21 protein-coding genes and 1 tRNA gene are annotated in these 22,229 nt (G+C 63.3%); 14 read left to right on the plus strand and 8 right to left on the minus strand.

Annotated elements, in window-relative coordinates:
- The first annotated feature begins 8 nt into the window (after nucleotides 1-8).
- From K3148_RS12305 to K3148_RS12325, 5 genes are all read left to right on the plus strand, one after another.
- The gene (locus K3148_RS12305; RefSeq protein WP_221425055.1) at nucleotides 9-503 is read left to right on the plus strand and encodes a hypothetical protein; all 495 of its coding nucleotides are present in this window, start codon (nucleotides 9-11) and stop codon (nucleotides 501-503) included.
- Between the two features lie 3 nt (nucleotides 504-506).
- Nucleotides 507-896: an acyl-CoA thioesterase gene (locus tag K3148_RS12310; RefSeq protein WP_221425056.1), complete on the plus strand. Its 390-nt coding sequence runs from the start codon at nucleotides 507-509 to the stop codon at nucleotides 894-896.
- A gap of 8 nt (nucleotides 897-904) precedes the next feature.
- On the plus strand, nucleotides 905-2,320 hold the full coding sequence (lpdA, locus tag K3148_RS12315; RefSeq protein WP_221425057.1) for a dihydrolipoyl dehydrogenase: 1,416 nt from the start codon (nucleotides 905-907) through the stop codon (nucleotides 2,318-2,320).
- A gap of 134 nt (nucleotides 2,321-2,454) precedes the next feature.
- On the plus strand, nucleotides 2,455-4,311 hold the full coding sequence (locus K3148_RS12320) for a monovalent cation:proton antiporter-2 (CPA2) family protein (protein ID WP_221425058.1): 1,857 nt from the start codon (nucleotides 2,455-2,457) through the stop codon (nucleotides 4,309-4,311).
- Nucleotides 4,312-4,400: 89 nt separating this feature from the next.
- Entirely contained in the window at nucleotides 4,401-4,580 is a 180-nt protein-coding gene (locus tag K3148_RS12325) for a hypothetical protein (protein ID WP_221425059.1), read from the plus strand.
- 150 nt (nucleotides 4,581-4,730) lie between these two features.
- Here the strand turns inward: K3148_RS12325 and K3148_RS12330 are convergent.
- A tRNA-Ser gene (locus tag K3148_RS12330) sits at nucleotides 4,731-4,820 on the minus strand.
- Nucleotides 4,821-4,949: 129 nt separating this feature from the next.
- On the opposite strand from K3148_RS12330, the gene K3148_RS12335 reads away from it, so the two are divergent.
- The 9 genes from K3148_RS12335 (at nucleotide 4,950) to mazG (ending at nucleotide 12,958) form a co-directional block, all read left to right on the plus strand.
- Complete coding sequence (locus tag K3148_RS12335; RefSeq protein WP_221425060.1) at nucleotides 4,950-5,969, plus strand: lytic murein transglycosylase; 1,020 nt, start codon at nucleotides 4,950-4,952, stop codon at nucleotides 5,967-5,969.
- Between the two features lie 109 nt (nucleotides 5,970-6,078).
- Entirely contained in the window at nucleotides 6,079-7,254 is a 1,176-nt protein-coding gene (locus tag K3148_RS12340) for a D-alanyl-D-alanine carboxypeptidase family protein (RefSeq protein WP_221425061.1), read from the plus strand.
- Nucleotides 7,251-7,880 carry a dTMP kinase gene (tmk, locus tag K3148_RS12345; protein ID WP_221425062.1) on the plus strand — a complete coding sequence of 210 codons (630 nt, stop codon included), beginning with the start codon at nucleotides 7,251-7,253 and terminating at the stop codon, nucleotides 7,878-7,880. The genes K3148_RS12340 and tmk overlap by 4 nt, the downstream gene beginning before the upstream one ends.
- Nucleotides 7,877-8,824 (plus strand): AAA family ATPase, encoded by a 948-nt coding sequence (locus K3148_RS12350; RefSeq protein ID WP_221425063.1) that lies wholly within the window; start codon nucleotides 7,877-7,879, stop codon nucleotides 8,822-8,824. Before tmk ends, K3148_RS12350 begins: the two co-directional genes overlap by 4 nt.
- The gene (metG, locus tag K3148_RS12355; protein WP_221425064.1) at nucleotides 8,817-10,376 is read left to right on the plus strand and encodes a methionine--tRNA ligase; all 1,560 of its coding nucleotides are present in this window, start codon (nucleotides 8,817-8,819) and stop codon (nucleotides 10,374-10,376) included. The genes K3148_RS12350 and metG overlap by 8 nt, the downstream gene beginning before the upstream one ends.
- Nucleotides 10,376-11,152: a TatD family hydrolase gene (locus K3148_RS12360; RefSeq protein ID WP_221425065.1), complete on the plus strand. Its 777-nt coding sequence runs from the start codon at nucleotides 10,376-10,378 to the stop codon at nucleotides 11,150-11,152. The genes metG and K3148_RS12360 overlap by 1 nt, the downstream gene beginning before the upstream one ends.
- On the plus strand, nucleotides 11,149-11,916 hold the full coding sequence (locus tag K3148_RS12365; RefSeq protein WP_221425066.1) for an MBL fold metallo-hydrolase: 768 nt from the start codon (nucleotides 11,149-11,151) through the stop codon (nucleotides 11,914-11,916). Before K3148_RS12360 ends, K3148_RS12365 begins: the two co-directional genes overlap by 4 nt.
- Nucleotides 11,913-12,098: a hypothetical protein gene (locus K3148_RS12370; RefSeq protein ID WP_221425067.1), complete on the plus strand. Its 186-nt coding sequence runs from the start codon at nucleotides 11,913-11,915 to the stop codon at nucleotides 12,096-12,098. The genes K3148_RS12365 and K3148_RS12370 overlap by 4 nt, the downstream gene beginning before the upstream one ends.
- 98 nt (nucleotides 12,099-12,196) lie before the next feature.
- A complete protein-coding gene (gene mazG, locus K3148_RS12375) occupies nucleotides 12,197-12,958 on the plus strand; it encodes a nucleoside triphosphate pyrophosphohydrolase (protein WP_221426719.1) in 762 nt (253 codons plus the stop codon).
- Here the strand turns inward: mazG and hflX are convergent.
- The 7 genes from hflX to dusB form a co-directional block, all read right to left on the minus strand.
- On the minus strand, nucleotides 12,953-14,293 hold the full coding sequence (gene hflX / locus K3148_RS12380; protein WP_247711580.1) for a GTPase HflX: 1,341 nt from the start codon (nucleotides 14,291-14,293) through the stop codon (nucleotides 12,953-12,955). The two genes, mazG and hflX, sit on opposite strands and share 6 nt — an antisense overlap.
- Nucleotides 14,272-14,808 (minus strand): RNA chaperone Hfq, encoded by a 537-nt coding sequence (hfq, locus tag K3148_RS12385; protein ID WP_221425068.1) that lies wholly within the window; start codon nucleotides 14,806-14,808, stop codon nucleotides 14,272-14,274. The genes hflX and hfq overlap by 22 nt, the downstream gene beginning before the upstream one ends.
- Before the next feature lie 169 nt (nucleotides 14,809-14,977).
- Entirely contained in the window at nucleotides 14,978-16,360 is a 1,383-nt protein-coding gene (ntrX, locus tag K3148_RS12390; RefSeq protein WP_221425069.1) for a nitrogen assimilation response regulator NtrX, read from the minus strand.
- A gap of 2 nt (nucleotides 16,361-16,362) precedes the next feature.
- On the minus strand, nucleotides 16,363-18,603 hold the full coding sequence (locus tag K3148_RS12395) for a sensor histidine kinase (protein WP_221425070.1): 2,241 nt from the start codon (nucleotides 18,601-18,603) through the stop codon (nucleotides 16,363-16,365).
- Between the two features lie 61 nt (nucleotides 18,604-18,664).
- Complete coding sequence (ntrC, locus tag K3148_RS12400) at nucleotides 18,665-20,080, minus strand: nitrogen regulation protein NR(I) (RefSeq protein ID WP_221425071.1); 1,416 nt, start codon at nucleotides 20,078-20,080, stop codon at nucleotides 18,665-18,667.
- Nucleotides 20,077-21,150: a two-component system sensor histidine kinase NtrB gene (locus K3148_RS12405; protein WP_221425072.1), complete on the minus strand. Its 1,074-nt coding sequence runs from the start codon at nucleotides 21,148-21,150 to the stop codon at nucleotides 20,077-20,079. Before K3148_RS12405 ends, ntrC begins: the two co-directional genes overlap by 4 nt.
- Entirely contained in the window at nucleotides 21,147-22,166 is a 1,020-nt protein-coding gene (gene dusB / locus K3148_RS12410; protein WP_221425073.1) for a tRNA dihydrouridine synthase DusB, read from the minus strand. The genes K3148_RS12405 and dusB overlap by 4 nt, the downstream gene beginning before the upstream one ends.
- Nucleotides 22,167-22,229 lie beyond the last annotated feature (63 nt).

Genomic DNA, 22,229 nt, shown 5'->3' on the forward strand with positions numbered 1-22,229 from the left:
GCAGGCATATGAGGTTTCTGATCTGTACGGCGGGCGCGATAGCGCTTGCCGCATGCTCGCAGGGCTCGGATGAACCCGCGACACCCGTCGCCGGACCGTCGTCAACTGCGGCCGCATCCTCCGCCGACGTCGATCCGCGCACGATTAATCCCGATTACACCGGACCGATTCCGCTGGCGATCAAGGTCGGCGGTGACGGCCCCGATATGGATGCGTGCGGCACCTACGCCGAGGTTGTCGCGTACGATTCGAGTGGCGAGGACATTCCCTATGTCCACGACGCCCCCAGCGCTTCCACCAAGGCGCGCGACAAGTTGAGCCCCGGCCAGGGCGTCCAAGTCTGCGCTGCCCAAAATGGCTTCAGCGGGATCGTCTATCCTCGCGACGATCAGGACGCCGCGGATTGCGGCATCGGCAGTCCCGTTGCGACCGAGCAGAACTACACCGGCCCCTGCCTCGCGGGCTGGGTCGAGAGCCGTTACCTCGAAATGATCGCGGGCTGAGAGATGGACAAACGCCAGCCCCTCATCCGTGTCACGGCCATGCCTGCCGACACCAACCCCTATGGCGGGGTGTTCGGCGGGTGGCTAATGAGCCAGATGGCGCTTGGCGCAGGCTCGCTCGCAAGCCGCGAGGGGAAGGGCAAGGCGGTGGTCGTCTCGGCAACCGATTTCGCCTTTCCCGGCGCGATGCAGGTGGGTGACGAACTCTCGGTCTATTGCGAGATCGCGGCGACCGGAAACACCTCGCTCACCATCACTGCCGAAGCCATCGCCCGCGAACGCAATGGCGAGGCCGAGACCAAGGTCGCGCAAGGAATATTCAAATTCGTCCTGCTGGACGAGGATAACAGGCCGCGCGCGGTGAACGCCGCCGCGCTTTCGGCAAACGATTAGAGAGACTTATGGCTGACACCAATTACGACGTCATCGTTCTCGGCTCCGGACCCGGCGGCTATGTCGCGGCGATCCGCTGCGCGCAGTTGGGCCTGAAGACCGCCATCGTCGAACGCGAACTGCTCGGCGGCATCTGTCTCAACTGGGGCTGCATCCCGACCAAGGCGCTGCTGCGCTCGGCCGAGATCCTGCATTATGCCCAGCACGCCAAGGACTATGGCCTCAAGATCGCAGGCGCAATCGAGGCTGACCTCGAAGCGGTGGTGAAGCGCAGCCGCGGGGTGGCGAAGCAGCTCAACCAGGGCGTCACGCACCTGATGAAGAAGAACAAGATCACGGTGCATATGGGTGAGGGCACACTGACCGGCCCGACCAGCCTCACCGTGAAGGGCGAGAAGGGCGAGGAGAAACTTACCGCCAAGCACGTCATCGTCGCCACCGGCGCGCGTGCCCGCGACCTGCCGTTCGCCAAGGCCGACGGAAAGCGCGTGTGGACCTATCGCCACGCCATGACCCCGCCGGAAATGCCGAAGAAGCTGCTCGTGATCGGCTCGGGAGCAATCGGCATCGAGTTCGCCAGCTTCTACAACGACATGGGCTGCGACGTGACCGTGGTCGAAATGCTCGACCGCATCGTGCCGGTGGAAGACAAGTACGTCTCGGCCTTCCTCGAGAAAAGCCTGACGAAGCAGGGCATGACCATCATGACCGGCGCGGGCGTGGAAGCGCTCGATGTCTCCGACAAGGGCGTGAAGGCCAAGATAAAAGACAGCAAGGGCAAGGTTTCCGAGACCGAGTTCACCCACTGCATCACCGCCATCGGCATTGTCCCGAATACCGAGAACATCGGGCTTGAAAAGCTGGCCGAAATGGACCGCGGCTTCATCCAGATCGACGATTACGGCCGCACCAAGTCGAAGGGCCTCTGGGCCATCGGCGATTGCACGCCCGGCCCGTGGCTGGCGCACAAGGCGAGCCACGAGGGCGTCACCACTGCCGAGGCGATTGCCAAGGAACTCGGCAACAAGGACGTCCATCCGCATCCGCTCGACCGCGGCAACATTCCGGGCTGCACCTATTGCCATCCGCAGATCGCCAGCGTCGGCCTGACCGAGGCGAAGGCCAAGGAAGCGGGCTATACCGTCAAGGCGGGCACCTTCCCGTTCATCGGTAATGGCAAGGCCATCGCGCTGGGCGAGGCAGAAGGCTTCGTGAAGACCGTCTTCGATGCCAAGACCGGCGAACTGCTCGGCGCGCATATGGTCGGCGCGGAAGTGACCGAGATGATCCAGGGCTTCGTCGTCGGCAAGACACTGGAGACAACGGAAGCAGAACTGATGAACACCGTCTTCCCGCATCCCACCATTTCGGAATCCATGCACGAGAGCGTACTTGCGAGCTACGGGCGCGCGTTGCACATTTAGGAATTCGGGCTACCCCGAACCCGTTCGGGCTGAGCTTGTCGAAGCCCTGTACTTCACTGTGGAGTTGGGCAGGTAGAAAAGGACGGACCTTCGACAAGCTCAGGGCGAACGGAAATGGAGGGCATGAGTAAACAGTGACCGGTTTCCTGATCCTCGCCTTCCTGATCCTGGTCGCCGGGGTGGTGGCGGTGCCGCTGGCGAGTCGCTTCGGGCTTGGGTCGGTGCTCGGCTATTTGCTCGCAGGAATGGCGATCAGCCCGATCTTGCTGGGCCTGAATGTCGACGTTGAGGCGCTGCAGGTCTTCGCCGAATTCGGCGTCGTGATGATGCTCTTCATCATCGGCCTCGAGATGGAACCCAAACGCCTCTGGGCTATGCGCGGCAAGCTGCTGGGGCTGGGCGGGGGGCAAGTCCTCCTCACCACGCTCGCCATCACCGGCATTGCGCTTATCGACCAGCAGCCGTGGCAGACGGCGCTCGCCATAGGCATGGTGTTGGCGCTCTCCTCGACTGCCATCATCGTCCAGACGCTTACCGAGAAGAACCTCATGAAGAGCGAGGGTGGAGAAGCCAGCTTCTCGGTCCTGCTGGTGCAGGATGTCGCGGTCATCCCGATACTCGCGCTGCTCCCCCTGCTCGCCATGCCCGAACTCTATAGCAGCGCGGCAGGTCATGGCGAGGGCGGCCACGGAGGTCTCGACCTGACTGCCAGCATGCCGGTCTGGCTGGCCGCACTCTCGCGCATCGGAGCCGTTGCGGCCGTGGTCGCCATCGGAATTTACGCCATCCGGCCTCTCTTCCGCTACATTGCAGGCGCGAACCTGCGCGAATTGTTCACCGCTGCTGCGTTGGTGGTCGTCATCGGAATTGCGCTGCTGATGAGCCTTGTCGGCCTCTCGCCCGCGCTCGGCGCTTTCGTGGCCGGCGTCGTCCTAGCGACAAGCGAATATCGCCATGAACTCGAAAGCGACATCAACCCTTTCAAGGGACTGCTGCTCGGCCTGTTCTTCATCACCGTCGGTGCCGGCATCGATTTCTTGCTGGCAGCGGAGATGTGGCAGGACGTCGTCTTCTGGGCGAGTGTAACCATTGCTGCGAAATTCGCCGTGCTTTTCCTCGTGGGCTGGCTCTACGGATTGCGCAAACAGGCCCTCTGGCTATTCGCGCTCAGCCTGCCGCAAGCGGGCGAGTTCGCGTTTGTCCTTATTCCCTTCGCGGTCGGCACAGCTGTCCTGCCGCAGGCGCTGGCCGATGAGTTGCTCCTCATCGTCGCGCTGACGATGCTGGTCACGCCGCTACTGTTCATCCTTTACGACAAGGTCATCGCACACGCCTATTGCTCCGACGGCGAAGGGCGCAAGGCCGATGCCATCGAGGAAGAAAACGAAGTCATTATCGCCGGGCGCGGGCGCATGGGCGGAATTATCGACCGTATGCTGCAAGCGGCGGGATATTCGACCACCGTCATCGACTATGACAGCAAGCAGCTTGAAATCGTGCGCAAATTCGGTTTCCGCACCTACTTCGGCGATGCGACCCGGCCCGACCTGCTGCATTCAGCCGGTATCGAGAAGGCGAAACTTCTGGTGGTGGCGCTGGACGAACGTGATCAGATCGATCGGCTCGTGCAGCATGTCCTGAAGAACTACCCGCACGTCCATATCACCGCACGTGCTATCGACCGAAACCATGTCTACGAGCTTTGGGCATACGGCTGCCGCGATGTCATCCGCGAAACCTACGACAGTAGCCTACGTATGGGCCGCTCTGCATTCGAGGCTCTGGGCATGGATCGCCAGCAAGCCATGGCCGCGCGCGACGCATTCGAGGCGATGGATCGCAAGTTCATGCCGGAAGTCGCAGACCTCTATCGCCTCGACATTCCCTATCACGAGAACGAGCCGCTGATGGAAAAGGTCAAGGAATTGCGCGGGCAATGGGACCCCATCCTGCGCGAGCAGATGGACGATATCCTCGAAAGAGATGGCTGACGCGCAATTTGCCGCGCGAATTCATCACTTTGCCGCAATCGCTGTGGCTACCTCCTCGTCCGAGCGTTTCATTTGCGAGGAGTAGTGCCATGGAATTCGAAATTCACGACGACCCGCAGGGTACCGACGAAGACGATGAATGCACCGCCGATGGTGGTCTGGTCGAAGATCATATCGCGCTGAAGAACCAGTCGAGCGTCCGGCCGGAGGATTATCCTGCCGAACACCGCCGCGACAGCTACGTTATCACGCCGCAACAAGCGGGCTGATCACAGTGGTCTGCTGGCGGACAGGGTAGGATAGGCCTGCGCTTCGCTTCGGCCGTCTTCGGCGCTGTGGCGCCTCCGACTTCAAACCCCGTGGGTTCTTTCCGCACCGCAATTCCGCCATCATCACCCGCTCTTGCGAGCGAGAAATGCTGGCGGACAGGGTGGGATTCGAACCCACGAAGGGCTTGCACCCTTGCCGGTTTTCAAGACCGGTGCATTCAACCGCTCTGCCACCTGTCCGCGTAGCGCAACGGGCGCTAGCGCCGCTCACACAAAATGTCACCTAACAATATCGGAACTCATGCCGGACCTGCCGCGTAAGCCGTTCATGACACTTGCCATTCATAATCAGCCTGCGAGAGTGCCCGCATGAGCCTTCGCAAAATCCTCCTCGCCGCATCCGCTTCGCTACTTGGGCTGCCTGCCGCCCCCTTGGCCGCGCAAGATATGTCGTTTGACGCCTATCTCCAGCTCCTCATGGCGCGCGCGCGTGCCGAGGGTGTCAGTGAAGCGACGCTGAGCCGGATGACGCAGGGGCTCACTCCCAATCAGCGGGTCATCGAACTCGACCAGACACAGCCTGGTTCTTCGTCCTCCCCCGGTTATCCGCCGCTCGCTCCCTATATCGCAACCCATGTAGACAGCGCGCGCGTTAGCGGCGGCAGACGGGAATTTGCCAATTACCGCAGCGCTCTTTCGCGGATCGAGCGTGAATACGGCGTCCCCGCTGAAATCATGGTGGCGATCTGGGGACACGAGACGGCTTATGGCCGCGTGAAGGGCGGCTTCGACCTTTCGCAGGCGCTGGCCACGCTGGCCTGGGAAGGGCGGCGCCGCGATCTTTTTTCCGCCGAATGGGTCGACCTTATGAAGGTGGCCGACAAAGGTTATTCCCGGAGCGAGCTCAAGGGCAGCTGGGCCGGGGCTTTCGGCAATCCTCAATTTCTGCCCAGCGTCTATCTGCGCCTCGCGACCGATGGTGATGGCGATGGCCGCGCCGACATCATGAACAACAGCGTCGATGCGCTTGCCTCTATCGCGAATTACTTCCGCGACGCCGGTTGGCGGGAAGGCCAGCCCTGGGGCGTGCGCGCCTATTTGCCATCGGGTTTCGATGTCGATCGCTACAAGACCGAGCTCGTCGGCCCTGTCTGCCCGCGCGTCCATGAGCGGCATAGCCAGTACAAGACCGCCGCGGAGTGGCGCGCTCTTGGAGTACAGCCGCAGGTTCCGCTGGCCGAGAACACTCTCGTCACCCTCTTCCAGCCTGACGGACCGGGCACGCCTGCCTGGCTGCTGACGAGCAACTACCGCGTGATCCTCGAATACAATTGCTCGAATTACTATGCGATGAGTGTGGGTCTTCTGGCAGATGAAATCGCGCGCTGATGATCGGGCGGGGGATAGGCCTCTCGCCCCCTCGCCATCGCGCAGCCGCGTGGCTATAACTCGGAAAGACTGACACTCTCGATAGGGAACGCTGCCGAAGGGCGGCGCAATGCGTTTGCTTCAATCGATCACGCGATCTTTCGCCTGCGTGCTGGCCGCCGGTCTGCTCTGCTCAGCGCCTGTGATCGCGCAGGAGGAGGATGCACCAGCGCCACCCTCTGCCGATATCGCGCCGATTGCCTATTTAATCGATTTGACCAGCGGCCAAGTGCTTTTCGAGCGCGAGGCCGACCGGCGTTTCATGCCTGCTTCGATCACCAAGGTGATGACGACCTTCCTCGCATTCGAGTGGATGGAAGAGGGCAAGATCGTGCCCCAGCAGGCCTTCACCATCCGGCCCGAAGTGTGGAGGAAATGGAATAACGTGGGCTCGACCATGTTCCTGCCGCACGATGCCCGGGTCACGGTCGACGACCTGGTGCACGGCGTCACCACGGTTTCGGCCAACGATGGCGCTGCAGCGCTTGCCGATGGCGCGGCCGGGTCGGTCGAGGGCTGGGTCGAAGCGATGAACGCCAAGGCCGAGGAGATCGGCATGGCGGACAGCCGCTTCGGCACCCCCAATGGCTGGATGGACGAGGGGCGCACCTTCACGACCGCCCGCGATCTTGTCACTCTCGCCACCGCCATGGTCCGCAGGCATCCGACGAAGTATCGCCATTTCGTCGGCAAGCCCGCTTTCACCTATAACGAAATCACCCAGCCCAATCACGACCCGATCAGTGGCGTGGTGCCGGGCGCGGACGGGATCAAGACCGGTTTCACTAACCAGGCGGGCTACGGCTTTCTCGGTTCGGCAGAGCGCAACGGTCGCCGCCTTGTTATGGTTGTCGCTGCCAGCCCGCGCGCGCGTGATCGCAACAGGGCGGCCCGCGATCTCATCGAATGGGGCTTTGGCGCCTTCGAACAGCATCGCCTGTTCGCGCCGGATGTACCGGTGGCTCTTGCGGAGGTGCAGGGTGGAAGCAGCCGCCAGATCGCTCTGGTTTCGCAATACGGCGTCTATGTGGACATGCCGGAGGGCGTGGAGAACGAACCGAAGCTGTCGGTTGAATACGAAGGTCCGCTGCGCGCTCCGATCGGGAAAGGCGAACGTGTGGCTACGCTGACGATCTCGGTACCGGGAATGCAGGATCACCGGATCCCCCTCGTCGCGCGCGACGCGGTCGAGGAAGCGGGCCTTGGCGCGCGCATTTTCAACGGCATGCTGGGCTGGATTTCGTGACGAGGGGCAAGTTCATCGCCTTCGAGGGCGGGGAGGGGATGGGTAAATCCACCCAAGCCCGCCTCCTTTGCGATGCCCTGGAACAGCGCGGCATCGAGGCCGAACTGACCCGCGAGCCGGGCGGCACCCCGGGAGCCGAGGCCATTCGTGAACTGCTGCTCCACCCGCCCGGCGAAGGCTGGGGCGCGCAGGCCGAGGCACTGTTGTTTGCCGCGGCGCGAGCTGATCATGTCGCGCGGCTGATCCGTCCCGCAGTGGAGGCTGGGCGATGGGTTGTCTGCGACCGTTTCCTCGATTCCAGTCGGGCCTATCAAGGCAGCGCCGGAGAGCTTGGCGACGAGCAGGTTCGCACTTTGCACGCGATTGGAAGCGGCGGGTTGCTGCCCGACCTGACCATCGTGATCGGTGCCGACGGAGACGAAGTCTCCGCGCGTCTCCGCGCTCGCGACGGGGATACATCCGATGCGATTGGGGGCAGGGACGAGACCTATCATCGCTCCGTTAACGAGGCTTTCGAGCGCTTTGCAGAGGAAGAGCCGGAACGCTTCGCGCGGATCGACGGGACTGGATCGATCGAGGGCGTGCACGCGCGTATCATGACGGCACTGGCGGGGCTCCTGCCGTGACGCTGGTCGGTCACGAGGCCGCATGGGAGGCGTGGCGCGCAGCCTTGTCGGGCGAGCGCATGCATCACGCATGGCTGCTCGCAGGCAAGAAGGGGCTGGGCAAGGCAAGCTTCGCGCAGGCCGCAGCGCGCGAATTGCTGGGGGCACCAGCGCAAAGTGAGCATCCCGATATCCTCACCCTGACCTATGGCCCCAAGAACAAGGACGAGGCCAAGAAGCGCGACGACGGCAAGCCGTACGAACTGGCCCGCGGGATCAAGGTTGATCAGGTACGCGAGGTCCAGCGCCGCCTGACCACCCGCCCGACTATGGGCTCGAAACGCGTTGTCATCATCGATCCGGCAGACGATATGGAGGTCTCGGCTTCCAACGCCCTGCTCAAGAGCCTCGAGGAACCGCCTCAGGGCACCTATTTCCTGCTCGTCGCGCACAGTCCCGCGCGCCTGCTCCCCACGATCCGCTCGCGTTGCCGCACTGTGCGCTTCCCGGCGCTACCCGCCTCGGCCATGGACGAGCTGTTGCGCAACCTTGCGCCCAAGGCCGACATTGCCACCCGCGACGCTGCGATAGCGGCGGCGGCAGGTTCGCCCGGTGCGGCGCTCGCCTTCGTCGAACTGGAACTCGGCAAGGCAGCGCAGCTCATGCGCCGCATCGTGGATGAGGGGGACCGCGACTTTTCGTTGAGGGGCCAGCTCACAGGCGTGATCGGCGCACGTCAGGACATCCCGCGCCTCCAGGCGGTGCTCGACCTCGCCCGCGCCATCCTTGCCGAGCGCGTGACCGGCAGCGCCGGCGATCCGCGCAAGCTGGTCGACACGCATGCCGAACTCGTGCGCCTCACGGGCGAGCAGCCGACCTACAATTTCGATCCCGGCCTGCTCGGAATGGAAATAGGAACCTTGCTCGCGACTGCAGGCGCGGCTAGCGAGCGCGGCAATGGCTGACCCTTATTACATCACCACCGCGATCCACTATCCCAACGGCAAGCCGCATATCGGCCATGCCTATGAAACCATCGCGGCCGACGTCATCGCACGCTTCCAGCGCCTAATGGGCCGCGACGTGCGCTTCCAGACGGGCACGGACGAGCACGGCCTGAAAATGGCGCAGAAGGCGCGCGATCTGGGCAAGACCCCGCGCGAACTGGCCGACGAGATGTCGGGTGCGTTCAGGGACCTCTTCGACCGGCTCGACATCACCTACGACCGCTTTATCCGCACCACGGACGAGGACCACCACGAGGCGAGCCGCGCCATCTGGGAAGCGATGGAGGCGAAGGGCGACCTTTATCTCGATCGCTACGAAGGCTGGTATTCGGTCCGTGACGAGGCCTATTACGACGAAAAGGAACTGAAGGAAGGTCCGAATGGCGAGAAGCTGTCGCCGCAGGACACTCCGGTCGAATGGACCGAGGAGGAGACCTGGTTCTTCCGCCTGTCGAAATACGCCGAGCCGCTGCTCGAACTCCTGAACACGCCCGGCTTCCTCGAACCGGCAAGCCGCCGCAACGAGATGATTGCCTTCGTCGAGGGCGGCCTCAAGGACCTCTCGGTCAGCCGCACGAGCTTCGACTGGGGCGTGAAGGTCCCCGACGCCGACAACCATGTGATGTATGTCTGGGTCGACGCGCTCACCAATTACATCACCGGCGTCGGCTATCCCGATGGCGGCGAAATGTGGGAAAAATACTGGCCCGCCAGCCTGCACCTGATAGGCAAGGACATCGTCCGCTTCCATACCATCTACTGGCCGGCCTTCCTGATGAGCGCGGACATCCCGCTGCCCAAGCAGGTTTTCGGCCACGGTTTCCTGCTCAACCGCGGCGTCAAGGAGTCGAAGTCGGCGGGCAACGTGACTGATCCCAATGAGTTGATCGACCTCTTCGGCGTCGACTCCCTGCGCTACTTCCTGATGGCGGAAGTCGTCTTCGGAAAGGACGGCAGCTATTCCGCCGAAGCGCTTGTAAACAAGGTGAATGCCGAGCTTGCCAACAGCTTCGGCAACCTCGCCCAGCGCACGCTTTCCATGATCCACAAGAACATGGGCGGCAAGCTCGATACGTTCGAGACCAATGGCGACGACAAGACGCTGCTAGCCACCGTGCAGGAGGCCTGCCGCGAGACCCTGCCGCGCGAGTTCGAGGCGCTCAATTTCAGCGTCGGCATCGAGGCGTGGCTCAAGGCCGTCTTCGCCTGCAACGCCTATGTCGATGAGCAGGCGCCCTGGGGCCTGAAGAAGACCGATCCCGAGCGGATGACGGCTGTCCTCCAGACGCTCTTCCTCGCCATCCGCGACCTTGCGATTGCAATTCAGCCTGTCGTGCCCACCAAGGCGGCGGCCGTGCTCGACCAGCTTGGCGTCACGCGTGAACGGCGCAGCTATGCCGATCTGTCCGACGAGGGATGGTTTGGTGCGCTCGTCGCTGCGGGCCATGTTGTCGAAAAGCCAACACCCGCTTTCCCGCGCCTCGAAATGCCGGAAGCCGAGGACGCGTGATGCTGGTCGATAGCCACTGCCACCTCGAATACGAAGGGCTGGCCGAAAACCAGTCGGACGTGCTCGACCGCGCGCGTGGGGCAGGGGTGGGGGCTTTCCTCAATATCTCGACCAAGCAAAAGGAATGGGGGCAGGTGGTCGGCACGGCCAATGCTCGGCCCGATGTCTGGGCGAGCGTGGGCATCCACCCCCATCACGCCGACGATCACCAAGACCTTACCCGCGAAGAACTGCTGGAAGCGACCCGCGATCCCCGCGTTATTGGCATCGGCGAGACCGGCCTCGATTATTATTACGATCATTCGGACCGCGCGGCGCAGCAGCGGCTGTTCCGCATGCATATCGAGGTCGCGCGCGAGACCGGGCTTCCGGTCATCATCCACACCCGCGACGCCGAAGACGACACGCTGGCGATCCTCACCGAAGAAATGGGGGAGGGGGCCTTCCCGGCGCTGATCCACTGCTTCACCGCCTCGGCGGAATTCGGCGAGGCCGTGCTTGCCTTGGGCCTGTCGATCTCGATCTCCGGGATCGTGACCTTCAAGAACGCGAAGGACTTGCAGGAGGTCGCCAAGACCGTCGCGCAGGACCGCTTGCTGGTCGAAACCGACAGCCCCTTCCTCGCGCCCGTTCCGCATCGCGGAAAGCCCTGCGAGCCTGGCTTCGTGCGCGACACTGCCAGCTTCATCGCCGAGCTGCGCGGCGAGACGCTGGAAGAGCTTGCCGAGTACACCACAAGCAACTTCTACCGGTTGTTCAGCAAGGCTGCTTCGTGAAGCTCCTCATGCTCGGTTCGGGAACGTCGGCCGGCGTCCCGCGCGTGGGCAACGACTGGGGCCAATGCGATCCGAACGAGCCGAAGAACCGGCGCTCCCGCGTTTCGATCATCGTCGAGAACGATGCCGGCCAGCGCATTCTGGTCGACACGGCAACCGATCTTCGGGCCCAGCTTCTCGCCAACAATATCGAGAAGGTCGATGCGGTTTTCTGGACCCACGACCACGCCGACCACTGTCACGGGATCGATGACCTGCGCGCCATGCGCTATGATCGCAGCAATCCGCTGCCGGGTTTCGCGGGCCGGGTGACCTGTGAGCGACTGCGTCGCCGGTTCGACTACATTTTTGAAGGTCAGTTCGGCTATCCGACCATCGTGTACCTGAAAGAAACATCGCAGGCTCAGATGGTCGCAGGCTTCACTTTCGATGATGTCGAAATGCCCCATGGTCCTGTCAAAAGCACCGGTTTTCGGTTCGAGGCCGATGGCAAGAGCATAGTGTACGCGACAGACTTCAGCGAAATCACGCCAGCGATGGTGAAGTGCTTCAAGGGCTGCGACTTGCTCGTGGTCGACTGCCTTCGGGAACGTCCGCATCCCACGCACGCGCATCTGGAGATGGCTTTGGACCTCGCTCGGCGCGTAAAGGCGAAGCGCACCGTGCTCACACATCTCGACAAGTCGATGGATTACGCCACAATCAGCGCCAAGGTGCCGAAAGGTGTCCTTGTCGGGTATGACGGTCTGGAGGTCGCGGTATGAATATGGACGGCGGAACGATTGCCTGGGCGGCGCTTATGAGCGCTTTGGCCGTGGCGTATCTCATGGGCATGAAGCGGGACCAGAACCTTAGCGGTAATCGGATGCTGAAGATCGCGCTGATCTGGGTAGGGATCATCGGAGGAGCTTATCTCTTGGTAAGGGCCTTAACCGCGATGAGCTAAGGATTGCCCGCACCCCGATTTAACATAATATATATTATCGTCCTAATGGTTTGAGTTCGGGGTTTAGCTTCCCGATAAACCGCCCTATCGCTTCTCCCATGTCCGAACAGTTAGACCGTCTGCTTCGCATCATGGCGCGCCTTCGCGATCCCGCAACCGGTTGCGAATGGGACACCGCGCAGGATTTCAGCACGATCGCGCCCTACACGATCGAGGAAGCTTATGAGGTCGCCGACGCCATCGAGCGGTCCGACATGGAGGACCTGCGCGGCGAACTTGGCGATCTGTTGTTCCAAGTCGTGTTCCACGCACGCATGGCCGAGGAAGGCGGCCACTTTGCCTTCGCAGATGTGGCCCGTACCATCAGTGACAAAATGGAAGCCCGGCATCCCCATATTTTTGGCGATGAAGGCGGCGTGATGGAGGAAAGCCGCTGGGAAGATCTCAAGGCCGCCGAGCGCGAAGCTTCCGGTGCGAAAGGCGCTCTTGACGGCGTGGCGCTCTCCTTGCCTGCGCTGCTGCGAGCCCAGAAGCTTCAGAAGCGAGCGGCGCGACATGGATTCGACTGGCCGGATCACGAAGGGCCTCGCGCTAAGGTTCTTGAGGAAATCGAAGAACTTAGTGAAGCAAGGGGCGATTTAATCGAGGAAGAGGCCGGCGACTTTCTGTTCGCTGCGGTCAATCTCGTGCGCGCGTACGGGATCGACGCGGAAGGCGCATTGCGAGCGGCCAATGCAAAATTCGAACGGCGTTTCCGCGCCATGGAGGAACTTGCGGGCGGCGATTTTGCGACCCGCGATCTCGAGGCGCAGGAGGAACTCTGGCAGGAGGTCAAACGCCGCGAAAAAGCGACGTCATAGGCTCTCGAACTGGCCCAGCTCCTTTGGGTTGAGCCGCACCACAAAGCGCCTCAAAGGCCCCGAAGCGCCCTCGCCCGCATCCTCTTCGACCAGCACTTCGCCATGCGCGTGAAGCCAGGCAATGCGCCTGCCGTCGCTGGCCGGAACCTCGAATTCACGCACCGAAGCTTTCGCCGTGAGCATCTCCCCGAGTTGGGCGAGAAGTTCGGGCACCCCCTCCCCCGTCATGGCAGAAATGCGGATGATGTCCTCGCTGTTGTCGGCCAGCTGCCCCAGCTCATAGGCCTTCTCGCCATCGAGAAGGTCCCACTTGTTCCACACTTCGAGGATCGGGATGGAGGATGTCCCGTCCTCACCATCGATAACATCGAGGTCCTTCAGGACGCGCAGGACTTGCGTCTTCTGCGCCTCTGCCGATGAGTTGGAAATATCGCGAACGTGGCAGATCACATCGGCCGCCGTGACCTCTTCCAAGGTCGCCCGGAAGGCGGCCACCAGCTGGGTCGGCAGGTCCGATATGAAGCCGACCGTGTCGGACAGGATCGCCTTTTCGACGCCCGGCAGCGAGATGGCGCGCATGGTGGGGTCGAGCGTGGCGAAGAGAAGGTCTTCCGCCATCACTTCGGCGCCCGTCAGGCGGTTGAACAGCGTTGACTTCCCCGCATTGGTATAGCCGACGAGCGCAACAACCGGCCACGGGGCGCGTTCGCGGCGCTCGCGGTGGAGGCCGCGGGTCTTGCGCACCTGCTCCAGCTCCTTGCGCAGCCGGCCCATACGCTGGCGGATCATCCGGCGGTCGGCCTCGATCTGGGTCTCACCGGGTCCGCCGAGGAAGCCGAAGCCGCCGCGTTGGCGTTCGAGGTGCGTCCAGCTGCGCACGAGGCGGCTCTGCTGGTAATCGAGATGGGCGAGTTCGACTTGCAGGCGGCCTTCCGCCGTTGCCGCGCGTTCGCCGAAGATTTCGAGGATCAGTCCGGTGCGGTCGATGACCTTGCGGCCAAGTTTTTCTTCAAGGTTGCGCTGCTGGATCGGGCTAAGCGCGCCATCGACGACGACCAGCTCGGCTTCGTTCTGTTCGCAGGCGATGCGGACATTCTCGACCTGCCCGGCGCCGAACAACAGGTTCGGCCGTACTTCTCGGACCGGCAGGACAAAGCTGTCCTCGATCTCGATCCCGATGGCGAGTGCAAGCCCCTCGGCCTCGCGCAGACGGTTCTCCGCGTCGAGATCGTAGGCTTGCCCGCGAATATCGGGACAGATGACAAGGGCTTTCGCGCCGCGCGAAACCTCGCCGAGAAGGTCGTCGTCGAAACTCAGTTGTCGTCCTCGTCCCAATCCTCAGTCAGGTCGACCGGGGTGGCGGGCTGGATGGTGGAAACCGCGTGCTTGTAAGCGAGCTGGACGTAGCCATCACGCTCGAGCAGCATGCAGAAAAGGTCATAGGCGGCGATCTTGCCCTGCAGCATCACGCCGTTGACGAGGAACATCGTAACCTGCGCTTCCGCCTCGCGTACGCGGCTGAGGAAGACGTCCTGCAGCAGGCGTTGCTTCGCACCCGAACCCTGGCTGGCGAACTGGTCCGCCTCGATGGGCTGGCCGGGCATGATGGTGCTGACCGCGTGCTTGTAGACAAGTTGCGACTGGCCATCGCGGCGAAGAAGGATCGAGAAATTGTCGAACCAGGTGACAATGCCCTGAAGCTTTACGCCCTTCACCAGGAAGACCGTGACGGGCATCTTGTTCTTGCGCAGAAGGTTGAGGAAAGCGTCCTGCAGGCTGGGCTGCTTGCCCTTGGGTTCAGGCGGCTTGGGCGGACGAGGCCGTGCCGAGAGTGTACGTTCGCCAGACATCTTCGTGTCTCCTGTTGTTGGCGGCCGCTGAGACGGTCCGCGATCTGGACGCTCCCACCGCGTCCGGGCACCGGGTTTTTAGTCCGGATTTGAAACGCAATGTGGCAACAGGAGGTCCCGTCCGCAATAAATAAATGATTTTCGGACAGGACGCTGGAATTTGGAGTGCTTATTTGCGGTCGGATCCTTTGCGTTCCGCCATGCCGAGAAGCTTCAGTTTCCGGTGCAGGGCCGAACGTTCCATGCCGATGAAACTGGCCGTTTTCGAAATATTGCCGGAGAAGCGGCGGATCTGGATCGTGAGATATTCTCGCTCGAAACTCTCGCGCGCTTCGCGCAGGGGCGCGCCCATGAGCGCGGCCATACCGGCGTTGCCGCTGGTCTTGCCGCCGGAAATCTCTTCCGAAAGCATTTCCGCCTCGACCGTTTCGAGCTGTTCGCGCGGGGTGAGGATAATGGTGCGCTCGACCACATTGCGCAGCTGGCGGACATTGCCGGGCCAGTCATAGGCTTGCAGAGCCGCCATCGCTTCCTCGCTGATTGCGGGCGGACGAATGCCCTGTTCGGCGGCGTACCGGGCGAAGAAATACTCGGCCAGCGCCGGAATATCGTCGCGGCGCTCGGCGAGCGAGGGGATCTCCACCGGCACGACGTTGAGACGGTAGAAGAGATCTTCGCGGAAGTTCTTCTCTTCCATTTCGCGCGCAAGGTCGCGTGCGGTCGAGGAGACAACCCGCACGTCCACGCCGATCTGGCGGGTGCCGCCTACCCGCACGAAGCTCTGTTCGGTCAGGACGCGCAGGATGCGGGCCTGCGTGGAGAGCGGCATGTCGGCGACCTCGTCGAGGTAGAGCGTTCCACCATCGGCGGTTTCGAGCAGGCCCGGGCGCACCAACTTGCCGTCCGCTTCCTCTCCGAACAGCTCCTCTTCGAACCGTTCGGGGGTGATGCGCGCGGAATTGACGATCACGAAGGGCTTGTCCGCCCGGCTCGACCAGCTGTGGAGGAGCCGTGCAGCGACTTCCTTGCCCGCCCCGCCCGGACCGGTGATGAGCACGCGGCTGCCGGTCTGCGCGACCCGCTTGAGGGTGGCGCGCACGGTGTTGATGACGGCGGAATTGCCGGTAAATTCCCCGCCCTCGCCCAGACCTTCGCGCAGACGCGTGTTTTCGCGGCGCAGGCGTTCGGTTTCGGTTGCGCGTTCGACGAGGTGAAGCAGACGCTCGGCCTCGAAGGGCTTTTCGATGAAGTCCATCGCGCCGCGGCTGACCGCGCTGACCGCAGTGTCGATGTTGCCATGGCCGGAGAAAATGATGACGGGCAGCTCCGGCTCGCGCACCTTGATCGCGTCGAGCACCTCGAGGCCATCCATGTCGCTGCCGTGGAGCCAGACATCGAGCAACACGAGGCTGGGCCGCTTCTCGTCGACCGCCTCCAGCGCAGAAGCGCTGTCGCCGGCCGTGCGGCATTCGTAACCCTCGTCGCTGAGGACGCCGGCGACCAGTTCGCGAATGTCGCGTTCGTCGTCGACGATCAGGATATCCAAGGCCATAGTCAGCTTCCCATTCTTTCTTCGGTGGGGGCGTCCGCTTCGTCCTTGCGGGCAAGTTGCGGATCCCGGGCGAAGCGCAGCGTGACGCGCGTTCCGCCTCCGTCGACGGCGGAGAAGCTCATTTCCCCGCCGTGTTCTTCGACGATCTTGTTGACGATCGCGAGCCCGAGGCCGGTGCCCTTGGCGCGCGTCGTGACATAGGGTTCGAGAATGCGCTCGCGATCCTGCGGCAGGCCGATCCCGTTATCGGTCACCGAGACAGTAACGGCGTGCTCGTCCTCGATAACCTCGATCCCGATCTTTCCGCGATAGTCTGGCTCGGCGTGGACGCTGCGCGCCTCGATCGCTTCGGCAGCGTTTTTCAGGATATTCGTCATCGCCTGACCCAGCTGGTGGCGATCGGCCTGGATCAGCAGCGGTCCTTCTACCTTTGTCGCCAGCCCATAGTTTACCTCCGGATTGGCGACTTCCTGCAGGAAGAGCGACTGGCGAATAATGTCGAGCGCGTCCTCCGGGCGGAAAACGGGCTTGGGCAGGCGGGCGAAGCTGGAGAACTCGTCGACCATTTTTCTGAGGTCGCCGACCTGGCGCACGATGGTGCTCGTAAGTTCGTCGAACAGCTCGCCGTCCTGCTCGATCTGCTTGCGATAGCGTCGCTTGAGCCGCTCGGTCGCCAGCTGGATCGGAGTGAGCGGATTCTTGATTTCATGCGCGATGCGGCGCGCGACGTCGGACCAGGCCGCCTGCCGCTGGTCGAGCAACTGGCGCGTGATGTCCTCGAAGGTAATCACATGGCCATCGCCCTCGGGCACGATCTTCACGGCCAGCGTCATCAACTCACCCTGACGGCTGTGACTGACGATGCCGCGGTCGAGCCCGGCGATGACCATGGCGGTGATCTGCGGCGCCATCTCGTCCAGTGTTGCGGGTGTAGCCCCGCCCTGCCCACCTTCGAGCAGCGTATTCTGCGCGGGCGCGTTCATCAGCAGCACCCGGCGCTCGCCGTCTATGGTGATGACGCCGGCGCTGACCGATTCCAGAACCGCCTCGATGAAGCTGCGCCGGTCTTCCAGTTCGGCGTTGGCCGAAACGAGCGCGTCGTTCTGCTTTTCCAGCTGCGCGGTCATGCGGTTGAAGGCGCGGTTGAGCAGGCCGATCTCGTCGGCCCCCGTGCGGCCCTCGACCCGCATACCGAAATTGCCCGCACCGACCTTGCGCGCCGCGGCGACGAGGTCGGTCAGCGGTTCCACTTGCCGGTCGGCGAAGCGCAGGGCGAACCAGACGGCGATCCCGACCAGCGCGAGGCTGACGAAGAAAAGCGCAAGATTAAAGCGAAGCTGCAAGGCCCGCGCGCGGGATGTTAGCTCCTCATAGGCGCCCGAGATCGAGCGGGCGCGCTCCCAGCTGCGGAAGCTCACCCCTTCGGTATCGCGCGCCGTGTAGAGATAGATGCCCGCCACGCGGTCGATCGGTGCCAGCGCTTCGATCCGTTCCGGGCTGCCGCGCACCGCCACTGGCTCCCCGCTGCGCAGCGCGGTGAGGCTTTCCTCGGTAAAGGCGACGGGATCGCTGCCCTCGGAGATGTTGTAGAGCACCGCGGTACGCGCGCTGCCATCGGGCATGGCCTGGAGGATGGCGCTTTCGACCACGTCGCGCGGCTGCGCCTGGTATTCGTAGACCAGCATGAAGCCGGGATCGGTAATGGAAATGCGCTGGAGGTTCGTGCGCATATCCATCGCCATGGAGATCGTCTCTTGCGCAAGGTCGAGCTGGTTGTCGTCGTAATAGCTTTCGGCCAGCGCGTTGGCGTTCTCCATCAGGCCGCGCGAATTGTCCGAGAACCAGAAGTCGACGCCCGACTGGAACAGCACGGCAGCAAAGGCGGCCACCAGCAAGGTCGGGACCGCAGCGACCATCGAGAAGAAGAACACGAGGCGGACGTGGAGTCTTGCCGTGCTTCCCGCCGCGCGGCGCAAGGCTAGGCGCCTTCCGGCGAGAACCAGCAGCGCCATGGCCGGGATGAGCGTCCCGATCAGCAGCACGGCAACCTGTCCACTGGGCAGAAGTCGACCGTCCGGCGGGGCGGCCGAGAACGCCGCCACGCTCGTGCCGACCATCGCAATGAAGGACGTGACGGCAATTATTTCGAGCAGGGTGAAGAGGTTTGCGCGGCGCGACGTCACAAGGAACCGGCGCCACCAGCGCGGGCTCCTGCGGGTCTGGGGGGAGGCCTGCGTCGCCATCGTGGCGCTCTTACATCGCCACTGTTGCAATTTTGCAAGTATAAAAGCGACGAAATGCCATTCAGCTCCGCCGGGCGAAGTCCTCGGGCCGGATGGCAAGCTCTCCCAGCTTCTTGCGCAGCGTATTGCGATTGATGCCGAGAAGCTGGGCAGCGCGCAGCTGGTTACCCTGCGTTTCGCGCAAGGCGTGTTCGATCAGGGGCTTCTCGAATACGGCCAGCGCCTCGTGATAGAGATTGCCCGGCGCAGGCCGTGCATCGGCCAACCAATCGTCAAGCGCCGTCTCGATCGCCGAGCCCTGCCCTTCCTCCGTCCGGTAAGGTGTGGTGGGCAGGATATCGCCGACAAGATCCGCGCCGATCAGCTCGTCGCGCGCCATGAGGGCGAGGCGGAACACGACGTTGCGCAATTCGCGGACGTTGCCGCGCCAGTCGTGGGACGAAAGCGCCGCGACCGCCGCCTCGTCGATCCGGTGTTGCGGCAGCCCCTCGTCGCGCGCCTGGGCGAGAAAGTGGCGCGTAAGAGCGCCGATATCTTCGCGCCTCTCGCGCAACGGAGGCAGGTGGATGGGCACCACATTGAGGCGGTAATAAAGGTCTTCGCGGAACCGGCCGTCGGCGATCATGGGCACAAGATCGCGATTGGTCGCCGCGACAATGCGCACATCGACCGCGATTTCCTGCCGCCCTCCCACGCGCCGGATCCGGCCCGACTGGAGCGCGCGGAGCAGGCGGGTCTGCGCTTCGGCAGGCATATCGCCGATCTCGTCGAGGAAGAGCGTGCCACCGTTGGCCTGTTCGAACTTGCCGATCGCCTGGCTATGCGCGCCGGTGAAGGCTCCGCGTTCGTGGCCGAACAGCTCGCTTTCGAGAAGTTCGTGCGGGATTGCCGCCATGTTGACTGCGACGAACGGACCGGTGCGGCGCGCGCCGAGCTGGTGGATTGCCTCGGCCACCAGTTCCTTGCCCGTCCCGCTCTCGCCGGTGACTAGGACCGTGAGGTCGTTGCGCAGGACGCGCGTGATCATGCGGTAGACGTCCTGCATCGCGCGGCTGCGACCGATCAGCGGCAGCTCGCCGCCCTCTTCTGCCTCGCCGCTCGCTGCCGGTTTCGGCGAACGTGCGGCGGCCTGGTGGACAGCCTGCGTCAACTCGTCGAGGTCGAAGGGCTTGGGGAAATATTCAAAAGCGTCGCTGTCGCTGGCGCGCACGGCGGTGTCGAGCGTGTTCTGCGCGGAAAGGACGATCACCGGCATGTCGGGCGCCGCTGCGTGAACGCTGGCGATGCCGTCCAGCCCGTCGCCATCCTCCAGCATGATGTCGGTCAGCATCACGGCGAAGCTGCCGTTCGCGAGCAGCGCGTCGCGCTGGGCGATGCTGGTGCAATGTTCCAGCTCGAAGCCCTCGTCGCGCAGGGCTTCGGTGATGACGGTGGCGATGGCGCGGTCGTCTTCGACTAGCAGGATCTTGTGGCTCATGACGGCGCCCTGTCGGCAACGGGTAGGTTTATGCGGAAGTGCGTGAGGCCTGCGCGCGCATCGCGTTCATGCGAGATGCGCCCGCCCATGTCGCGTAGCAGCTTGCGGACCAGCGCTAGGCCGAGGCCCTGTCCGTGCTTCTTGCCCGATACGAAAGGCTCGAAAACGTGGTCCTGAAGATCGCTGGGAAGCCCCGGCCCGGGGTCGGTGACGGTGATTTCGATCGGCAGGCGCGTTGCCTTGCCGAGACGGATGGCCGAGAAAACCAGCCCGCTCACAAAACGCGTGCGCACCGAAACCTGCGCGCCCTCGAGGTCAGCGCAGGCATCGCAGGCGTTGGCGAGCAAGTTAATGAGGACCTGCTCCAGCGCGCCCTGGTCTGCCTCGACCGGGGGCAGCGAAGGGTCGAATTCCTCGACCAGTTCGCACCCGTCCTCGCGGCCCGCGCGCACGGTCGCCATTGCGTTGCGGATCGCTTCGTGGAGATTGCAGGGGCCGGTTTCGATCGGTTTGCGGCTGCCAAGCTGCTGCATGCGGTCGATTAGCTTGGCGATCCGGTCCACCTCGCCTTCGATCATGCGGGCAAGTGGACGGTCCTTGTCGCTGGCGCGGCGGGCGAGCAGCTGGCTCGCCCCGCGGATGGCCGAAAGCGGGTTCTTGATCTCGTGGGCGAGCACCGCCGGGGCGCGCAATTCGACGCGCTCCTCGCCATCCTCGTCATTCCCTTCCTGCCCCACTTCGGACAGCGTCACCACGCGCCAGCCCGGATGGGTGTGCATGGGGGAGCTGGTGAAATTGACCCGCCGCGCTTTCTGGCCCGCCTCGATGGCGATGCCGCGCGCGATCACCTGCGCATCGAAATTGCGCAGGCTGTCACGAAGCCTACCATCATCGATACCGACGACATCCGCGAATTCCGCGTCGAGCAGTCGGCCGGCGCTGCGGCCCAGCAATTCCTCGGCCGCGGGATTGGCCTGCCGGATGCGATCCTCGCTATCGAGCAGGAGGACGGCGAAAATCAGCCCGGAAATCTGCGCATCGGCATCGGGTGCGCCCGGGCTGGCGCTCATGCGGCGCGCCTGCGCAGGAACGGCTCGTAGAAACGCTCCAATTCCCCAAGGACTTCAGCGGTATCGTCGATGAAGTTCACCCGGTTACGGAACTCGGCCGAGCCGTGCATTCCCTTGGTGTACCAGCCGAGGTGCTTGCGCGCGATCTTGACGCCAACCTGCTCGCCATAGAGTTCGAGCATGTCGCGGTAGTGTTCCACCACCACTTCGTATTGCTCGTCGAAACTCGGACTTTCGAGGCGTTCCCCGGTGTGCCACCAATGCATGACCTGCGCCAGCAGCCACGGCTTGCCGTAAGCGCCGCGTCCGATCATCAGCCCGTCAGCGCCCGACTGGTCGAGCGCCTTGGCCGCATCGTCGATGGTGCAGATATCGCCGTTGACGATGACGGGGATATTCACCGCGTCCTTCACCTTGCGGACGAATTCCCAGTCGGCGCTTCCCTTGTACATCTGATTGCGCGTGCGGCCGTGAACGGTGACCATCTTCACGCCCAGATCCTCGGCAATGCGCGCAAGTTCGGGCGCGTTGAGATCGGCGTGGTCCCAGCCCATCCGCATCTTGACCGTCACGGGCACGTCCACCGCCTTGACGGTGGCTTCCATTAGCTTGGTTGCCAGCGGCACTTCGCGCATCAGGGCGGAGCCGGCGAGCTGGCCGACAACCTTGCGGACCGGGCAGCCGAAATTGATGTCGATGATATCGGCGCCATTGCCCTGCTGGAGCTTGGCGGCCTCCGCCATGCTCGACGGGTCGCAGCCGACCAGCTGCATCGACACCGGCTCTTCGATGGGGTCCCATGCTGCCTTCTGGACCGACTGGCGCGTTTCGCGGATTGCCGCTTCGCTCGCGATCATCTCGGTGACGTTGAGGCCAGAGCCGTATTTGCGCACCAGCTTACGGAATGGCAAGTCGGTGACGCCCGTCATGGGCGCCAGGATGACCGGCGTGTCGATGGCCACATTGCCGATATGGATCGGCTTCGGCGGGGCCGGCGGTTGGGTGATTGCGTTCATGAGTGCTGGTGTGCCTAAATATTGGGCAGGCACATAGTGCGTTGCAGCGAAAACCTCAAGCCG

Source organism: Qipengyuania aurantiaca (assembly GCF_019711375.1).
Classification (GTDB): Bacteria; Pseudomonadota; Alphaproteobacteria; order Sphingomonadales; family Sphingomonadaceae; genus Qipengyuania; species Qipengyuania aurantiaca.

Coding starts and splice junctions, on each gene's coding strand:
- K3148_RS12305 (WP_221425055.1), top strand. CDS start 9: ATGAGGTTTCTGATCTGTACGGCGGGCGCGATAGCGCTTGCCGCATGC.
- K3148_RS12310 (WP_221425056.1), top strand. CDS start 507: ATGGACAAACGCCAGCCCCTCATCCGTGTCACGGCCATGCCTGCCGAC.
- lpdA (WP_221425057.1), top strand. CDS start 905: ATGGCTGACACCAATTACGACGTCATCGTTCTCGGCTCCGGACCCGGC.
- K3148_RS12325 (WP_221425059.1), top strand. CDS start 4,401: ATGGAATTCGAAATTCACGACGACCCGCAGGGTACCGACGAAGACGAT.
- K3148_RS12335 (WP_221425060.1), top strand. CDS start 4,950: ATGAGCCTTCGCAAAATCCTCCTCGCCGCATCCGCTTCGCTACTTGGG.
- K3148_RS12340 (WP_221425061.1), top strand. CDS start 6,079: ATGCGTTTGCTTCAATCGATCACGCGATCTTTCGCCTGCGTGCTGGCC.
- metG (WP_221425064.1), top strand. CDS start 8,817: ATGGCTGACCCTTATTACATCACCACCGCGATCCACTATCCCAACGGC.
- K3148_RS12360 (WP_221425065.1), top strand. CDS start 10,376: ATGCTGGTCGATAGCCACTGCCACCTCGAATACGAAGGGCTGGCCGAA.
- K3148_RS12370 (WP_221425067.1), top strand. CDS start 11,913: ATGAATATGGACGGCGGAACGATTGCCTGGGCGGCGCTTATGAGCGCT.
- mazG (WP_221426719.1), top strand. CDS start 12,197: ATGTCCGAACAGTTAGACCGTCTGCTTCGCATCATGGCGCGCCTTCGC.
- hfq (WP_221425068.1), bottom strand. CDS start 14,808: ATGTCTGGCGAACGTACACTCTCGGCACGGCCTCGTCCGCCCAAGCCG.
- ntrX (WP_221425069.1), bottom strand. CDS start 16,360: ATGGCCTTGGATATCCTGATCGTCGACGACGAACGCGACATTCGCGAA.
- K3148_RS12395 (WP_221425070.1), bottom strand. CDS start 18,603: ATGGCGACGCAGGCCTCCCCCCAGACCCGCAGGAGCCCGCGCTGGTGG.
- ntrC (WP_221425071.1), bottom strand. CDS start 20,080: ATGAGCCACAAGATCCTGCTAGTCGAAGACGACCGCGCCATCGCCACC.
- K3148_RS12405 (WP_221425072.1), bottom strand. CDS start 21,150: ATGAGCGCCAGCCCGGGCGCACCCGATGCCGATGCGCAGATTTCCGGG.
- dusB (WP_221425073.1), bottom strand. CDS start 22,166: ATGAACGCAATCACCCAACCGCCGGCCCCGCCGAAGCCGATCCATATC.